Annotated in this window: 14 protein-coding genes; 5 read left to right on the top strand and 9 right to left on the bottom strand. The window is 72.6% G+C overall.

The genetic code is table 11. The features are described from left to right. The first annotated feature begins 39 nt into the window (after positions 1-39). Positions 40-920, top strand: a protein-coding gene (locus AB0F01_RS09505) for an IS5 family transposase (RefSeq protein WP_362091749.1) whose coding sequence is annotated in 2 segments (ribosomal slippage) — positions 40-400 and positions 400-920 — 882 coding nt in all. Because the reading frame shifts where the segments join, the coding sequence is not laid out codon by codon here. A gap of 15 nt (positions 921-935) precedes the next feature. Here AB0F01_RS09505 and AB0F01_RS09500 read toward each other — a convergent pair. Both AB0F01_RS09500 and AB0F01_RS09495 read right to left on the bottom strand, forming a co-directional pair. After that, on the bottom strand, positions 936-1,415 hold the full coding sequence (locus AB0F01_RS09500) for a hypothetical protein (RefSeq protein ID WP_362091746.1): 480 nt from the start codon (positions 1,413-1,415) through the stop codon (positions 936-938). Between the two features lie 465 nt (positions 1,416-1,880). Beyond that, entirely contained in the window at positions 1,881-2,345 is a 465-nt protein-coding gene (locus tag AB0F01_RS09495) for a hypothetical protein (RefSeq protein ID WP_362091743.1), read from the bottom strand. A 1,100-nt stretch (positions 2,346-3,445) separates the two neighbouring features. Here AB0F01_RS09495 and AB0F01_RS09490 point away from each other — a divergent pair. Together AB0F01_RS09490 and AB0F01_RS09485 are read left to right on the top strand one after the other, a co-directional pair. Beyond that, positions 3,446-4,633 carry an MFS transporter gene (locus AB0F01_RS09490; RefSeq protein ID WP_362091740.1) on the top strand — a complete coding sequence of 396 codons (1,188 nt, stop codon included), beginning with the start codon at positions 3,446-3,448 and terminating at the stop codon, positions 4,631-4,633. Positions 4,634-4,943: 310 nt separating this feature from the next. Further along, positions 4,944-6,161 (top strand): hypothetical protein, encoded by a 1,218-nt coding sequence (locus AB0F01_RS09485; protein ID WP_362091737.1) that lies wholly within the window; start codon positions 4,944-4,946, stop codon positions 6,159-6,161. Positions 6,162-6,294: 133 nt separating this feature from the next. Here AB0F01_RS09485 and AB0F01_RS09480 read toward each other — a convergent pair whose 3' ends face one another. The 3 genes from AB0F01_RS09480 to AB0F01_RS09470 form a co-directional block, all read right to left on the bottom strand. Continuing rightward, positions 6,295-6,765, bottom strand: a complete 471-nt coding sequence (locus tag AB0F01_RS09480) for a hypothetical protein (protein WP_362091735.1) — start codon at positions 6,763-6,765, stop codon at positions 6,295-6,297. A gap of 356 nt (positions 6,766-7,121) precedes the next feature. Then, on the bottom strand, positions 7,122-7,778 hold the full coding sequence (locus AB0F01_RS09475; protein WP_362091732.1) for a response regulator transcription factor: 657 nt from the start codon (positions 7,776-7,778) through the stop codon (positions 7,122-7,124). Further along, positions 7,775-9,442, bottom strand: coding sequence for an ATP-binding protein (locus AB0F01_RS09470; RefSeq protein WP_362091729.1), 1,668 nt, complete (start codon positions 9,440-9,442; stop codon positions 7,775-7,777). Before AB0F01_RS09470 ends, AB0F01_RS09475 begins: the two co-directional genes overlap by 4 nt. Before the next feature lie 161 nt (positions 9,443-9,603). Between AB0F01_RS09470 and AB0F01_RS09465 the strand changes: the two genes are divergently transcribed. Next, the gene (locus tag AB0F01_RS09465) at positions 9,604-10,173 is read left to right on the top strand and encodes an RICIN domain-containing protein (RefSeq protein ID WP_362091727.1); all 570 of its coding nucleotides are present in this window, start codon (positions 9,604-9,606) and stop codon (positions 10,171-10,173) included. Positions 10,174-10,543: 370 nt separating this feature from the next. Here the strand turns inward: AB0F01_RS09465 and AB0F01_RS09460 are convergent, their stop codons facing one another. From AB0F01_RS09460 to AB0F01_RS09450, 3 genes are all read right to left on the bottom strand, one after another. After that, complete coding sequence (locus AB0F01_RS09460; protein ID WP_362091724.1) at positions 10,544-11,191, bottom strand: hypothetical protein; 648 nt, start codon at positions 11,189-11,191, stop codon at positions 10,544-10,546. After that, positions 11,181-11,696, bottom strand: coding sequence for a SigE family RNA polymerase sigma factor (locus AB0F01_RS09455; protein WP_362091721.1), 516 nt, complete (start codon positions 11,694-11,696; stop codon positions 11,181-11,183). The genes AB0F01_RS09460 and AB0F01_RS09455 overlap by 11 nt, the downstream gene beginning before the upstream one ends. 492 nt (positions 11,697-12,188) lie before the next feature. Continuing rightward, positions 12,189-13,256 (bottom strand): Ku protein, encoded by a 1,068-nt coding sequence (locus AB0F01_RS09450; RefSeq protein ID WP_362091718.1) that lies wholly within the window; start codon positions 13,254-13,256, stop codon positions 12,189-12,191. Between the two features lie 71 nt (positions 13,257-13,327). Here AB0F01_RS09450 and ligD point away from each other — a divergent pair, with 71 nt between their 5' ends. Further along, positions 13,328-14,215 carry a non-homologous end-joining DNA ligase gene (ligD, locus tag AB0F01_RS09445; protein WP_362091715.1) on the top strand — a complete coding sequence of 296 codons (888 nt, stop codon included), beginning with the start codon at positions 13,328-13,330 and terminating at the stop codon, positions 14,213-14,215. Between the two features lie 251 nt (positions 14,216-14,466). Here the strand turns inward: ligD and AB0F01_RS09440 are convergent, their stop codons facing one another. Then, entirely contained in the window at positions 14,467-15,273 is an 807-nt protein-coding gene (locus AB0F01_RS09440) for a nuclease-related domain-containing protein (protein WP_362091712.1), read from the bottom strand. Positions 15,274-15,345: the final 72 nt, after the last annotated feature.

The raw sequence follows: 15,345 nt of genomic DNA, 5'->3' as shown, positions 1-15,345 counted from the left end.
ATCATGTGACCTTCTGACTGGTCGCTTGTTGCTTCGGTCATGGGTCGGGGGGATTTGACGAATCGCGAGTGGTCGCTGTTGGAACCGCATCTGCCGCCTGCGGGTGGCCGGGGCGGCCGGTGGAACGACCACCGCACGGTGGTCAACGGGATCCTGTTCCGGATCCGGACCGGTGTCCCCTGGCGTGACCTGCCGGAACGCTATGGCTCGTGGAAGACCGTCTACGAACGGCATCGCCGCTGGTCGGCGGACGGCACCTGGGACCGAATTTTGCAGTCGGTCCAGGCCGACGCCGACCTCGCAGGGCGGATCGACTGGTCGCTGATCGGTGTCGACTCGACGTCCTGCCGGGCCCATCAGCACGCGGCCGGCGCCCGCAAGACCCGGCCACGAGTCCCGAAAAAAGGACAACGCCCCGGCACCACCGCCCCGACGAGGGACTCGGACGGTCCCGGGGCGGCCTGACCTGCAAGATCCACCTGGCCGGCGAAGGCGGCTGCCGCCCCATGGCTCTCCTGCTCACACCGGGCCAGTGGGGCGACGCTCCGCAACTGGTCGAGGTCCTGGACCGGATTCGGGTCCCCCGCCCGCTGGGCGGCCGCCCCCGAACCAGGCCGGACCACGTCAGCGGCAACAAGGCATACAGCTCCCGCCGAAACCGCCGCTACCTGCGAAGACGCCACATCCGGCACACCATCCCGGAGCCGAAGGACCAGCGGGCCAACCGGCACCGCAGGGGCCGCGCAGGCAGCAGGCCAACCGGCTTCGACCGCGACCACTACCGACGCCGCAACGAGGTCGAGCGGACCATCAACCGGCTTAAGAACTCCCGCGCGGTCGCGACCCGTTATGACAAGAGGGCCTACGTCTTCCACGGCACCGTCACCGCCGCTGCGATCCGGCTCTGGCTCCGTCAATGATCCGCCGGACAGAACCTAGCCGCACGAGTCGCAGACGCCGGTTGAAGGGAGCTGCATGAAACACGTACCGCAGACGGGTGAAGGCTTCTCGGTACGTTTGCGGCGGCGCTCGACGAGCGCCTGATACTTAGGGGCAAGGGCGGGCACACCGCCTTCGACCGGCAGGGTCGCCCCGAAGTGTCTGTAGCACCTGAGACGGGCCTCGGCAGCGTGCTGTTCGCGCTCCAGCACGTCTTCCACCGGCGGTTCTCCCGCAACCTTCAGGACCTCCTTGTAGCCGTCGCCCACCATGCCGTCGTGGCCGCGGACCACCAGAGCAGTCAGCGGAGGATCTCCCCGGCGATGCGCTTCACGCACCACCGCGCCCAGGACGGAACCGACCCAATTCTGGAGGAGAGCCTTGGTACGGATTCCGGTCCTCTGCTGGATCTCCTGTGCGAGCTCCTTGTATGTGATGACGGCGTGATAACTGCGCGCTACTTCCGCGAGGACCACGTACGCCTCTCGTGCCCAGGCTTCCCGAGCCTCTTGCGCAGTGGGGCAGGCGTTCCCGGGTCCAACGGCCACGCTCATGGTGTGTCACCTCCCCCGGCCGGCGATGCCGTCTCCACGGCGCCCGAGCCCATCCTTTCCCTTCCCACTGTTCCGGCTGTTCCGGCTGTTCCGGCACCGGCAATCGGGCTGGGAACCCTCAACGACGGGTGGCGGGCTACGTGCAAACCCGGGCGAATGACGCACCCGTCATGGTCGTGCGACCACTGGGAACCGGCGGGAGCGACACGGGAGTCGGTGGAGCCGCCCTGCCGGCCCGGTGCACCACCGTTTCGGTGCCGTTCTCGGCCGCTCAGCAGCGCCTCGGGCCGTTGCCCATGCGTTCGGTGCGGAGTACGGAAAACGGTTCGCCGGCGTCCCCGCCCACCACTGGAGAAGCGATGCCGTGCGCACACGTCCAGCCGCCGGTCACTCATCGGCAGCCCAACCGGTGTGCCGCAACGTCGGCATGAGCCGTGTGAGGACGTAGGCGATGACGGGCGTCTCCTGGTCCTCGTCATCGAAGGTGATCGCATGCTGAAAGCGTTCGATGTCCTGTGGATCTGTCGGATCGCAGGCCGGAGTGAGCGAGACGCCAGGGCGCCCCAGTAACTGGCACAGCAGCGTGGGGCCGCACCCCTGGGCCAACTGGGCCGTGGTCAGGGCGCGCTTCTGACGCGGCCTTCCCTCCGGCTGTGGCAGGGACAGAAAGGCCGTGATCCTACGGCGTTCATCGGACACCGCGGTGATTCCGGCCCGGTGCCGACTGTGCAGGTTGGCCAAGGCGGCGGGCATCTCGGGCAGCACGGGGACCTGCTGGAGGACCACGTCCCGTTCGCCGCCGTCCCATCGTGTGTCGTGGATCGTCAGCCGCGGCCGGTCAACGGCTTCCACGTGCCATTCGTCGGCGAACCCGGCGTCCTGTGCGCCTGATGTGGTGACCCCCCGCTTGGGAACGTAGCTACGGGCGTGCTTCAGGGTGAGAGTGGATCCGAGTGCTATCACGTGCGTTCTCCCGTGCCAGAGCGAGCACCACCGCAAGGGTGTGCTTCCGGCCACACCCCAGTGCTCTGCAAGGGATATTGCACTGGATGGGTGGTGTTGTGGCAGGAAAGCGGAAAATCACCCCGGTGGAGCGAACTGCGGGCGCTCGAGGTGGTGCGGTGTCGGACGTATGCAGCGGGGCTTCTCCTCAGCCAGTCGACGGTGACCACGACTGCTGCACGCAATCGGGAGCTGAGTGGTGCCGCCCTCAGCTTCGCCGTGCTGCGCCAAGGAGCGGGGAGGATGACCTGGTTCGCGCGAGAGCGAGGTCACGCCGGGCGGAGAACGGGTTGACCGGTTCGCGTTCCCTCAGGGCCGGAAGGCGACGCCGCGCTGTCGCACAGGGCCGGGGGAGCAACATCCTTTTCTCCTGGTCAGCGTGGGAAGAAGGTGTGATGCGGCTGTCGCTGTCGATGTGCGGACTCTGGCCGGCGGCGCGTCTGTGATCGCAGCCCTGGCTGCTCGTGACGTACGCCACGATCGGGCGGACAGGGGCGTCACTTGTGCGCTGTGCTGCGGTGCCTGACGCTCGTTCACCTGCGCAGCGCGCGGGCCGCCCGGGAGATGGGACGGCACGGCGACGTCTTCTGTCCTCGGTCGATTCGGTTCTCCGGGCGCAGGCCTGCGGCGTGCCGTCGGGGAGGCTGCCGGGTGAGCCGGCGGCGGTTCCTGACGCCGACGGTCGAGCGGCACGCGGCTCGGGGAACTCCCTCCGCTTGATGGGAGGAGGGGGTCGTGGTGCCGGCTCCTGACGCGATCCGGCCCGCCCGCGCAGGTGTCGAGCGGATCGCAGCCGCCGTGAGGTGTCCGGGAGCGGCTGAAGTGCGACGCAGTGAGGGAGGGTTGCCTTGGGTGGGCGGTTGCCCTGGTCCGACGTACCGAGAGCGCGCCGGGGGCGAAGGAACGCGCCTCCCGGGCGTGGTGCGACGGTACCGGGCGGGCGTCGTGTCGTGGCGTTCACCTTCGTGTTCTTCGCGGGGATGTGGCTGTCGAAAACGGTGCATCCGCTGTACTTCGCGGAGCACGACGACCTCGTCAACTTCGGGCTCTCGTATACGGCGATGGCTCTCGCGGGCACGACGTCGGTGTTCATCGGGCGGTTCGCGGATCGGTGGGGACCGCGGGCGGTCCTGGGGGCGGGGACCGCTCTGTACGCGGCCGGGATGGCGTTGCGGATCGTGCACGACAGTGCGCTGGTCGCGGTCGTGTCCGGGCTGGTGGCGGGGGCCGGGGCGTCGTCGGTGTTCATCGGGCTGCGGACCTGGATCCTGCACCACACGACGGAGGACCAGCGGGTCGGCCTGGTGTCCCGGCGGGAGTTCATGACCCAGGCGGGGACGGCGCTCGGTATGGGCACCGCCGGGGCGCTCGCCGCGTTCGTGGGCGCCGGTGACCCCGGCTACGTCACCGTGCTGCTGCTCGCCGCGGGCTGTGTGCTGTCGGGGCTGCTGCTGGTTCCGCCGAGCCGGTCCCGTACGGGCCATGGGGGGCAGGCGCAGGTCGGGAGTGGCGACGCCGGGTTCCGTACCGTGTTCCGGCGGCACCGGGGGCTGGCGCTGGGCATCGTCGGGCTCGGTCTGGTGATGGGCTTCTACGTCAGCATCCTCAGCCCTTACCTGCCCCTGCTGTTGGCCGAGCGCGGTGTGCCGGTGGCCCTCGTGGGTGTGGTGCTGGCCGTGGCCAGTGTCGTACGGCTGGTCGCGGCGGCGGTCGCCGGGCGGTTCCTGCGCTCGCGGTCGCCGCTGGCGGTGTTCCTGGTGTCGGAGAGCTGCTGCGCGGCGGCGACGCTTCTCCTGGCTCTGTCCGTGAGTCCCTGGCTGGCCGCCTGTGCGCTCGCGGTTCGCGGTGTCTTCCTGCTCGGGGCGACGGTGTCCCAGGAGTTGCTGCAACTCAACGCCTTTCCGGGCGCGCTCGCCGGGGTGTTCTTCGGGCTGGTGCAGAGCGCCTTCCTCGCCGGGGACTCCTTGGGCGGGGCGATCGGCGGCTGGCTGTACCACGAGCTCGGCAGCTCTCACACGGTCCTCGTGGCCACCGGTCTCACCCTGGCCAACGCCCTGCTGGTACCGGCGTTCTACGGGCGTCTGCGTGGACCGGCCGAGGACGATCCGGAGAGCCGGAGTGCGCGTGCAGGGCCTTGACGCCTGGTCCACGGAAGATCCGGCGGAGAGCCCGATCGCGTGACGCCGAGTCCGGAGCTGGGCTCCGTCCCGGAGGCGCAATCCCGGGTCTTAGGCCTGAACTCGACCCCCGCCCCCGGCCGTTGCCGGCGACCGGGCCGGGGCCGGGGAGTGAGGCACGGCGGGGCGGAAGCGGAAGTCGAGCGGATGTGACGACCCAGGGCTCCATGGCCTTCGGGCGGCGGTTGTCGCTGAGGCAGCATCGGTGCGTGCCGCCGGGGCCTGGAGGAAAACGCGGGCCCCGTTCCGCCGCCTCCGCCATACTCCAGGCGTGATCGAGAGTCCTGTGCCGATACCGTCGGCTTCGGTTCCCGCGGGTGTGGTCGGCTGGTCGTCCGGGGACGCGTGGGCGTGGGTGCGGGCTCGGCCCGCTGCGTGGGCGCGGCCGGTGTGGGCGGTGGCGGCGCTGCTGGCCTCCCTGGTGTGGGCCTTCGCCGTGGAGCCGGTGCCGGTGTGCAGTGAGGCGGTGCCGTGCGGGCCGGACTGGGGCGGCATGGCGCAACTGGGGCTGGCCGTGGGGCTCGTGTACTGGACGGCCCGGGGGTCGGATGTGGTGCTGGTCGCCGCGCCGCTGCTGGCCGTCTCGGTGGGGCTGACGGAAGTGCCGGGCGCGGATGCCGCGTCGGCGGTGGCGAACCTCGGGGTGATCGCGGCCGCCGGGCTGTGCTGGGCCGGTGCCCGGGAGCGGGTGGCAGCCCGGCGTCGGCAGCGGGAGCTCGCCCTGCGGGCGGCAGGGGCGGCGCGGCACCCGCTGCCGGGGTCCGTGATGCCGTTGCGGCGGGGCACGGTCCTGATCGCGGTCGGGGCCACGCTGTGCGGCCTGGCCGCCTGGGCGGTGGGGATGGGTCTCGGCGGTATCCGGGCGGACGAGCGGCGCGCCGACGCGGCCGTCGCCGTGGAGGCCGAGGTGATCGCGCGGCACGACCTGTCGCTGCGGGTGCGTCTCGACGGTACGAGGACGGTCACCGTCGACGCGCTCTTCCCGGAGCACTACCCCGTCGGGGGCACGGTGACGGTGCTGGAGGACGGGACGTGGCGGCGTCTGGTGGCCGAGCCCTACGACGCCTTCGACTGGCAGCTGTTGGTCCTGGTCGCCGGGCTGCCCGGGCTCTCGCTGCTGGGCTCGGGACTGCTGGCGCGTCGGCGGGCGGAGGCCCTGCGGCGGGCGCCGGTGCCGGCGTTGCGGGTGCTCGAACGGCTCGGGGAGGACGGCCTCGTCCGGGTGTATGCCGCCGACGATGTGGCGGGCAGTGACCCGGTGCTGGTCTGCGACCGGGTGTTCGCCGTGCGGGTGGCCGGTCCCGGTGAGCCCGTGGCCGCCGACCCACGTGCCGTCGAACCCCGGCTCCGTGAGGCCGTGCTGTTCGGGGCGCCCCACGACGGGGGCGAACTGGTACTGGTGACCACGGGGGCGCCACCGCACCCGGTGCGGGTGCGCGGCCACGCTCGGGCGAGGACCGGGGTGCCGGCACCGTGGGGTACCCGGTAGGGGAACACCTACCGCGAGTGGGCTGGTGAGTCGGTGGGACGGGGGTTCACGGCGGGGCCCTGCCGACCACTGTCTCGTGCGGCCGGTCCCGGCCCAGGGCGGGCCGGGACGGGCCTGAAGCCGGCGGTGCGGGTCAGGCCTTGGCGGAGTACCAGCTGGTGCAGCCGTAGCTCTTGGTGCCCTTCTTGATGCAGGCCCGCAACTGGATCTTGGTGCCTTCCTTGAGGTTCTTGGTCTTCTTGACCTTGGAAGGGGCGGGCTTGCCCTGGGTGCTGATGTTGATGATCATCTTCCCGTCCGAGACCCGCTTGACCTGTCCGACGACGTAGTAGCCGTCGCTCTCCTTGTCGGTGACGTAGAGGGTGTCACCGGTCCAGGAGCCCAGGAGCGGGTCGGCCGCCCATGTGATGGCACCGATGTTGTTCGGGTGGTCGTACAGCTGGAAGCCGCGGGTGCCGTCCTTCTTCAACTCCTGCTTGTAACCGATCTCCTTCCAGGTGAGCTTGGGAGCTGCCTGCGCGGCGGGCGAGGTCAGGACGGAACCGGACACGGCCAGACCGATGGCAGCGGCGACGGTGGCCGCGCGGCGGGCGTACGAACGCAATGTGCTTCTCCTTGGACGGTGCTTCTACCGGGTGAGCCTCCCCACTGCGCCGGTGGGGCGATGGAGGACGCTAATGGCCGATCGACGTCCCAGCGCCCGGCTGGGGACATCCTGGGACAGGGAAACGTCTGACCTGCGGAAACGCACCGACGGATGGGACGAGCCGGGACGGGGGACGACGGCCGCCGCCGGGTCCGCCCGGCGTGGGGTGTGGACGGCCGTGGACGGCGGTGGACGGCGGTCGGCAGTAGGCGGCCGTGGGCGGCGGTGGGCGGTCGCCTGCGGTCACGGTCATGCCGTCGGCTCCGGCCGGCGGTTCGCGTCCCGAGACGGGGCCGTCCCGTGAAGGAGCGGGCTCAGTCGGCGCCCCAGCCGTCCTCGCGCACCCGGACGGCCAGGTCGGTCTTGGTGTACGTGGGGCGGCCCGCCTGCTGGTACTTGTCCTTGACCCGGTCCAGGTAGTACTTGGCGGTGTGCGGGCTGATGCCGAGGCGGCGGGCCGTGGCCTTGAGGGTGAGTCCGGAGGCGTACTCCACCAGGACCTGGCGCTCCTTGGGGGAGAGGGCGGGGCGGGCTGGTGTGTCGTCGTAGGCCCAGGCGAAGGCGAGTTCGGGGCAGTGGGCGGTGCCGCCGGCGACGATGTCGGTGAGGGCGTCGACGAGCGTGGGCAGGTCGTGGTCCTTGGTCAGGTAGCCGTCCGCTCCGGCGGCGGTCGCCGCGACGATCCGGCCGCGGTCGGCCACGGTGCTGATGACCAGGACGCGCGGCCCGGCGGCCCGCAGGCGGCGGATGTTGTCGGCGGGGCTGGAGCCGTCGCGCAGGAGGAGGTCCAGGAGGACGACGTCCATGTGCGGTGGTCCCGGGGCGGCGGGGGCGGCGGGGGTGAGGAGGTCGTCGACGGTGGGAGCCGTGGCCGCCAGGTGGACGCCTGGCACGTCGGCCAGCCAGAGCCGCAGGCCGTCGAGCAGCATCCGGTCGTCGTCCACGGCGCCCACGGTGATGGTGCCCGTCATGCCGGCCACCGCAGTTCGACGCGGGTGCCCTCGCCGGGGGCGCTGTCGACGAAGGCGGCACCGCCCGCCTCGTTCATCCGGGCGGTGACCGAGTGGCGCAGGCCCAGGCCCTGGGTGACCGTCGCCGGGTCGAAGCCCACGCCGCGGTCGACCGCCGTCACCGTGACGCCGCCGCCACCGTCCTCGGTGCGGTTGCGGGTGCCGGTGACCGTGACGTAGGCGTGCCCGGTGCCCGCGTGGCGCAGGACATTGTTCAGGGCTTCGGTGAGGGCGGCGCCGAGGGCTGTCGCGACGTCGGTGGGGAGGTCCGTGAGCCGGTTCAGGCCGTGGTACTGGGCGGTGACGCGCAGGCCCAGGCACTCCGCCGAGTGCACCGCCCGTTCGACGGCCTCCGCAGCGGCAGCGGCTGCCGCCGGGAACGGGACTCCTGCCTGGCGGCCGGGGGTTCGGCTGCCCACGGCGTCCTGGCCCATGGCTTTCTGACCCACGGTGTCCTGGCCCATGGCGTCCTGACCCACGGCTTTCTTCCCCGTGAGTGCCGCTACGCCCTCCGCGGCCTGCGTCGCTCCCGCCCGGGACCCGCCCCCCGCTCCGCCCTGGCGCCCTCCGCTCCGTCGCCCTCCGCCCAGGTCCGCCCGAGCAGCGTCCTCCTGGACGGTGTTCCCCGGAGCGGCATTCCCCGGGACGGTGTCCCTCCGGGCCAGGGACTGGGCTGTCCCGCCCGTGCACAGGGCACCCGTGGCCGCCGCCCCTTCCCGGGCTCTCTCATCTCCCCTGTCTCCCCCATCTCGCTGCTCTCCCCCGCCCAGGGCCGGCCCCTCCGCGCGCACGGCCGGCCCCTCCCCGGTCACCCCGAGGCCCCCGGTCACGGCTCCTCGCGCGCCGAGGTCGACGCCGGCGCGGGCGGGGGCGCCGGCTGTCGTCTCGTCCTCCGTCTGCTGCTGGATCAGGCGGCGCAGGTAGGCCGCCTCCCGTGCGCAGCGTTCGCGGACCGGGGGTGCGGCGGGGTCGGCGCGGCCGGTGGCGATGGCGGTGAGGGTGGCGAGGACCGTGTCGTGCAACGCCCGGTGGTGAGCGATGCGTTCGGCGTACCGGGCGCGTTCCGTCTCGGCGGCGAGGGCCTGGGCGGTGGCGGCGTCCAGCCTGCTGCCCTGGCGGCGCAGATACCACCAGAAGACGCGGGCCATGACGGCAGAGGCCACGACGGCGTTGAGATGCGCGACGACCACCGCCACGTCCGCGTCGGTCAGCCAGTAGCCGGCCGCGTGCGTCGCGAGGAGCGCGGCGACCGCGCCGGCCACGGCGGGCAGCCGGCGCAGGGCGACCGCCGACGCGGCGCTCGCCGAGCCGCCGAGGAGCATCGCCCAGGCGACCTCCGCCGGACGCCGCGCGCCGCCGGCGTACACGACGAACGGCAGGACGCAGCCGATGAGGAGCAGGTCCGTGAGGACCGGCCCGGTGGTGAACCAGCCGTGGGAGCGGGCGGTGGCGAAGAGCAGGACGCTCACCGCCAGCGCGACGGTGACGCCCGCCCAGGACAGCGGGCTGTGCCGCTGGTGCTGGGCCACCGCCAGGACCCCGACCACCAGGTGGCTGGCCCGGTAGAGGCCGGTCGCCAGGATCATGAACGACTGGGACCGCTGGAGCCCGGAACCCTCGCTCACGGCACTCTCTCCCCGCCCACACAACCCCCCTGAACAGGCGGTACAGCCGGACGACCGGACGCACTAGCTTTCAGGGCGTTCCGGTGCTGAACACAACAAGCCATCAGATCACGGCACCGGCGCACCACACCGCTCGGAATTCAGGCAAAGGAGGAAGCGCAGTGGCTCGATGTATGCGCCGTGGGGGGATCCTCGCGGTTCTGGCGTCCCTGCTGGTCATGCTGTTCCCGGGCATGGCCACGGCAGCCGATCCGCCGATCCGCTACACGGGCTGGATCGACAACGCCGCCATCTACGAGATGCGGGCCTCGTACTCCTGGCAGTGCATGGACGTGCGCGGCGCGTCGCAGAACCCGGGGGCGGTCGTCCAGCGCTTCGACTGCAAGGGCAAGCTCCACCAGCGGTTCTACTTCATGCAGTCGCCCACGCCCGGCCTGTTCTTCATCGGTGTCTACGGCAAGTACTGTCTGGGCGCCCAGAACGCCTCGCAGGCGGACGGCACCCCGATCGTGATCGGTCACTGCCAGGGGCCGGGTCAGCACTTCCGCTGGGTGGACCAGGGCAACGACCACTGGGAGATCGTCGAGGCGTCCAGCGGCAAGTGCCTGATGGACACCGGGCGGCGCGGCGCGATCCAGCTGGGGAGGTGCGGGAACATCAGCGAGCCGTACCCGAGCCTGTGGACCCCGCGGTACCACCGTCAGTACAACTACACGAGCGTCTGGGGCTGACCGGCTCCGGAAGGGGTTCGGGGCGGCACCGCCGGGCGACCGGCAGTCCCGCCGTCCCGGGTACGGGGGAAGGGGCGGCCCGTCGGGAGAGACGGGCCGCCTCGTCGTCTCCCCGGGCAGCCTGTCGTGTGTCCTCGGGACTCCCGCACGGCCCGCGGCCCGCGGCCCGCACGAAACGTGGCCCGCACGGAACGTGGCCCGCACGGAACGTGGCCCGCACGGAACGTGGCCCGCACGGCGGACCGCTCCGCTCCCGCAGCGAGCCACGAGCAATGAGCCACGAGCCGCCAGCCGCCAGCCGCCAGCCGCGAGTGGTTCGCCGTGGCGCCGCTCCGTCCGTCACCTCGACGCGGATGCCGTCGCCGCTCCGTCAGGTCACCTCGATGCGGTCGCCGATCCTGATGTGGGCGTAGAACCACTTCGCGTCGGTGGGCTTCAGGGCCGTCCAGCCGAGCTTCCCGCGGAGAGTGTCGCCGGCGCGGGCGCCGACGTAGACGACGGCCGTCCGGTCGGCGGCCCGGAGTTCCACCACGTACAGCACCTTGACGCCGAGGCCGTCCTTGACGACGGCCTCGGCCGGGAGTTCCTTGACCGCGTGCTTGGCGGCCACGGTGAGTTCGCTTCCGGCCGGGAGGGTGGCGGTGTCCTGCGGCGGGGCGTCGAGACGCATGGTGCGGTGGTCGACGGTGAGGGTGTGCCGGCGCAGGTCGAGGACGTCGTCGTCGGTGGTGGTCGGGGCGGGGGTCGCCGGGCTCGCGGAGGCGGTGGCGACGGGGGCGGGAGCCGGGGAGCCCGCGGCGGGGGTGCGGTGGGCGGTGGCGGTGCCTCCGGGGTGGAGGGTGAAGGCGAGCGCGGTGACGGCACAGGCCGCCGCGGCCGTCATGCCGACGGCGGCGGTGGTGCGGCGGCGTCGGGCGCGGCGCACCGCGCGGAAGCGGATACGGGCCGGGGGGACGGGGGGCGGGAGTTCGTGGTCGGCTGCCAGCCTCCGCAGGGCCGAGGCGAGTTCATCCGACACGGCCGCCCTCCCTCCAGGCCGGTTCCTCGGCCTCGTCCACCGTCAGGTGCCTCGCCAGCGCTGCCCGCCCGCGGGACAGCCGGACCTTGATCGTCCCCACCGGAGCGCCGGTTTCGGAGGCTACCTGCTCGACACTGAAGTCGCACAGATGATGGAGGACGATGGCCCGGCGCTGCGGTTCCGGGAGTAAGCGCAACGCGGCGACCAAGGCGGTGCGTTCGGGGCCCGGGCCCGGGGCGGGTTCGGGGGGCGGGGTGCCGCGCATCAGCTCCAGCCAGCGTCTGGCCCGCCGCCAGCGGCTGACCGCCAGGCGCATGGCCACCGTGCGCACCCACGCCTCGGGCGCTTCGTCGGCCACCAGTTTCCGGCGCCGGTCCCACGCCCGTACGAACGCTTCCTGCACCACGTCCTGGGCCTCGCCCAGGTCCCCGGTGAAGGCGTAGAGCTGCCCGGTCAGACGGGGGAACGCGGCCGCGTAGAAAGCGTCGAACTCGTCCTCGGTCATGCCCTCCACCGGACCTCGTCCTCCCGTGCGATCCGGGTGTCCCCGCCCCGCGGACGAGCCCCACGGATCGCGTTCATCGAAGCACACCCGCCTGAGAGGACGCCGAACTCGCCTTCCAGGATCCATGGTTCCGACGGGCGGACAGCGGCGGCCGGGCCCGGTGCGGCAAGCCTGTTGCGGAGGAGGTGAGTTCAGGCGAAACGGCAGGCCGCGCGGGTGGGCGACGACGGGGGCCCTGAGGAGTGCCCGACGGGCACGCGCCCACGGGCCGACGGTCCGGGCGTCCGGCCGGGCGTGACCCGTTCCACACGGAGGGGCAACCGGAGGGTGCGTGAGTCCCGGACGCGGGCGGTCGTCCAGCGGATCACCACACGCGCCCGACGATCCACTCACCCGGTGCTCAGCGCACCCGCCACCCAGCCCGCCCGACACTCAGCTCGCCCCACACCGACCCGCCCGGCACCGGACCGCCCGGTGCTTCAGGCCGGTGCTTCAGGCCGAGCGCTTGCGGGACGCCGTCTTCTTGGCCGGGGTCTTCTTCGCGGTCGTCTTCTTCGCCGAGGACGTCTTCTTGGCCGTGGACCTGCCCGTCTGCGAGCCCGACTTCCCGCCGCTGCCGCTGCCGCCCCCGCCTCCGCCGGACTTCGACGAGGACGACGACGAGGCCGTCTTCTTCGCCGGGGCCTTCTTCGCCGTGGACGTGGACTTCTTCCCGCCGGTCTCCTTGGGCGACGAGCGGGACGTCTTGCGTTGCGGGAGCTGCTTGACCTCGGCGTCCTCCTCCCCGCGGGACTCCCGGGCGGCGCGGACGCTGCTCTCCAGGGCCGCCATCAGGTCGAGCACCTTGCCACCGCCCTCCGGCTGGGGCATCTCCGGCGGGGCCTCGCCGGCCACCTTCGCGGCGATGACCTCCTCCACGGCCTCGCGGTACTCGTCGTGCAGGTCCTCCAGATCCACCTCGCCGAGGGTGTCCATCAGGGCGTCCGCCAGGTCCAGCTCCTTGTCGCGGACCGTGACGTCGCTGTCGGGGGCCACTCCCTCGGGCGCACGCACCTCGTCGGGCCAGAGCAGGCCGTGCATGGCGATGGCGTCCTCGACCACGCGGAGCATGCCCAGCCGCTCCCGCCCCCGCAGCGCGAACTTGGCGATGGCGACCTTGTTGCTGCGTTTCAGCGCCTCGCGCAGCAGGGTGTACGGCTTGGCCGCCGGGGCGCCGCTGGCCTGCAGGTAGTACGCGGAACTCATCTGCAGCGGATCGATCCGGTCGGCGGGGACGAAGGCGACGATCTCGATCGTGCGGGCGGTGGGGAGCGGCAGCTGGGCCAGGTCCTCGTCGGTGATCGGGATGATCGAGCCGTCCGCGTCCTCGTACCCCTTGCCGATCTCCTGCGAGCTGACCTCGCGGTCCTCCAGCTCGCAGAACTTGCGGTAGCGGATCCGCCCGCCGTCCTCGGTGTGGATCTGGCGGAAGGAGATCGCGTGGCTCTCGGTGGCGTTCACCAGCTTGATCGGGATGCTGACCAGGCCGAACGAGATCGCGCCGTTCCATATGGATCTCACGTGAGCACCCTTCCGGTCGTTGCCGATCACTCCTGGGGTTCTTGCCCCGGTTTGCGTGGGATTCTCATCGTATGGCGCCCATCACCGAGGTGGAGGGGCGACGGCTCGCGCTCAGCAATCTGGAGAAGGTGCTGTATCCCGCCACCGGCTTCACCAAGGCGGAGGTCCTGCACTACTACGCGACCGTCGCCGACGTACTGCTGCCCCATCTGCGGGACCGGCCGGTGTCGTTCCTGCGGTACCCGGACGGCCCCGACGGCCAGGTGTTCTTCACCAAGAACGTGCCGCCGGGTACGCCCGACTGGGTCACCACCGCCGAAGTGCCCCGGTCGGAGGGCCCGGCGCGGATGGTGCTGCTCCAGGATCTGCCGAGCCTGATGTGGGCGGCGAACCTGGTCGCCGAGCTGCACACGCACCAGTGGCTCATCGGTGACCCGGCCGAGGCGGACCGGATCGTGTTCGACCTGGACCCGGGCGCTCCGGCGACGGTCGTGGACTGCTGCGAGGTCGCCCTCTGGCTCCGGGACCGGCTCGCGGCCGACGGGATCGAGACGTACGCGAAGACGTCGGGCTCGAAGGGCCTGCACCTGCTCGCGGCGGTCCGGGGCGCCTCGTCCGAGCGGGTGTCGGAGTACGCGAAGCAGCTCGCCGTGGAGGCGGAAGAAGCCATGCCCCGGCTGGCGCTGCACCGGATGACGCGGAGCCTGCGCCCGGGGAAGGTGTTCGTCGACTGGAGCCAGAACGCCGCCCGCAAGACCACGGCCACGCCGTACACGCTGCGCGCGCGGGCCGAGCCGCTGGTGTCGGCGCCGGTGACCTGGGAGGAGGTCGAGGAGTGCCGGTCACCCGAGCTGCTGGCGTTCCGCGCCCCGGACCTCCCGCCCCGTCTCCAGGACCACGGCGACCTGCTGGCCCCCCTGCTGGACCCGGCCGGGGCGGCGCCGCTGCCGGGGCCGTGACGCCGGGGACGGAGAGGCCGTAGCCGGGACGGAGAGGCCGTAGCCGGGACGGAGGGGCCGTAGCCGACGCAGGGAGGTCGGTCGCCGGCGCGGGGAGGCCGTCGGCGGAAGGTCACGCCGGGCGGCCGGCCCGCCATCGCAGCCCACCGCCGGCAGCGGCCGCGCGGGAGCCCTGCGCGGCGAAGCCACCGAAACACCGGCGTGCCCCGCGTGACGCGAAGGCGCCCGGACGCCCGGACGCCCGCGTTGCGCTACACCCGCAACCAGGTGCACCGGTCGCGGGCCATGGTGTGCAGGGCCTCGACGTCGGCCGGCTTGAGCACCCCGTCGGGCCGGGCCAGGTCGGCCAGGTCCCCGTCCGCCAGCACGCGCACCCCGCGCGGCACGGCCGGCACCGTGAGCCGGGAGGCCCCCACCACCACCAGCACCGCCCGGACCTCGGACGTCAGGGCGTACGAGGCCCGGGAGGCGTCGGCGCGGACCCGGTGCAGCAGGGGCCGGGCCTCCCGGCGGCCGACGGCGACCCGGGGGTCGACGACCGAGACGCGCTGCCGACGGGCGTCCAGGGTGTGCACGGCGTAGAGGCCGCCGGGGCCGATCAGCAGGTGGTGGACCCGGTCGCCGCCGGGCAGCGGGACGGAGTGCAGGGTGTGCCAGCCCGCGTCCTCCAGCCGGTCCAGGGCCTCCCCCACCGTCCGTTCCGCGTCGAGGGCCGCGCGGCGCGGGTCGACGCGGAACCGGCGGTGCGCGCGCCGCGGGGCGCGGTCGAGGGCGACCAGCAGCGCCTCGCCGGGGCGGTTGGGCGCGAGGTCGTCGTCCGGGTGGAGGGACAGGCGGGCGAGCTCGGCGGGCGGGGGGACGGGGGGCGGCCCGACGGACACCGGACCGGTGAGGAACGGCCGCAGGGCGGTGAGCACCGCCTCCTCGTGATCGGCGCCCCGCAGGTCGACCCGGCCCTCCTCCGGGTCGTAGGAGGCGAGGTGGCCGCCGTCCGGGCGGCAGACGTGCAGCCGCTGCCGGCCGTGCTGCCGGACCGGTATGACGCGCAGTCGCTCCATGCACCATCACCCCACGACCATGGGACCAGGCGGGGTGCTGCGGGGGCAAGAACCCGGCTACCGTGAGGAGCA

The sequence above is a fragment of the Streptomyces sp. NPDC029526 genome (assembly GCF_040637405.1).
Taxonomy (GTDB): domain Bacteria; phylum Actinomycetota; class Actinomycetes; order Streptomycetales; family Streptomycetaceae; genus Streptomyces.
The sequence above is the reverse complement of the archived record's forward strand: the minus strand, read 5'-3'. Positions and strand labels throughout refer to the sequence as shown.

Bases quoted from the DNA above. Each gene is read 5' to 3' on its own strand.
- AB0F01_RS09455 (WP_362091721.1), bottom strand. From the start codon at position 11,696: ATGACCGAGGACGAGTTCGACGCTTTCTACGCGGCCGCGTTCCCCCGT.
- ligD (WP_362091715.1), top strand. From the start codon at position 13,328: ATGGCGCCCATCACCGAGGTGGAGGGGCGACGGCTCGCGCTCAGCAAT.
- AB0F01_RS09475 (WP_362091732.1), bottom strand. From the start codon at position 7,778: ATGACGGGCACCATCACCGTGGGCGCCGTGGACGACGACCGGATGCTG.
- AB0F01_RS09440 (WP_362091712.1), bottom strand. From the start codon at position 15,273: ATGGAGCGACTGCGCGTCATACCGGTCCGGCAGCACGGCCGGCAGCGG.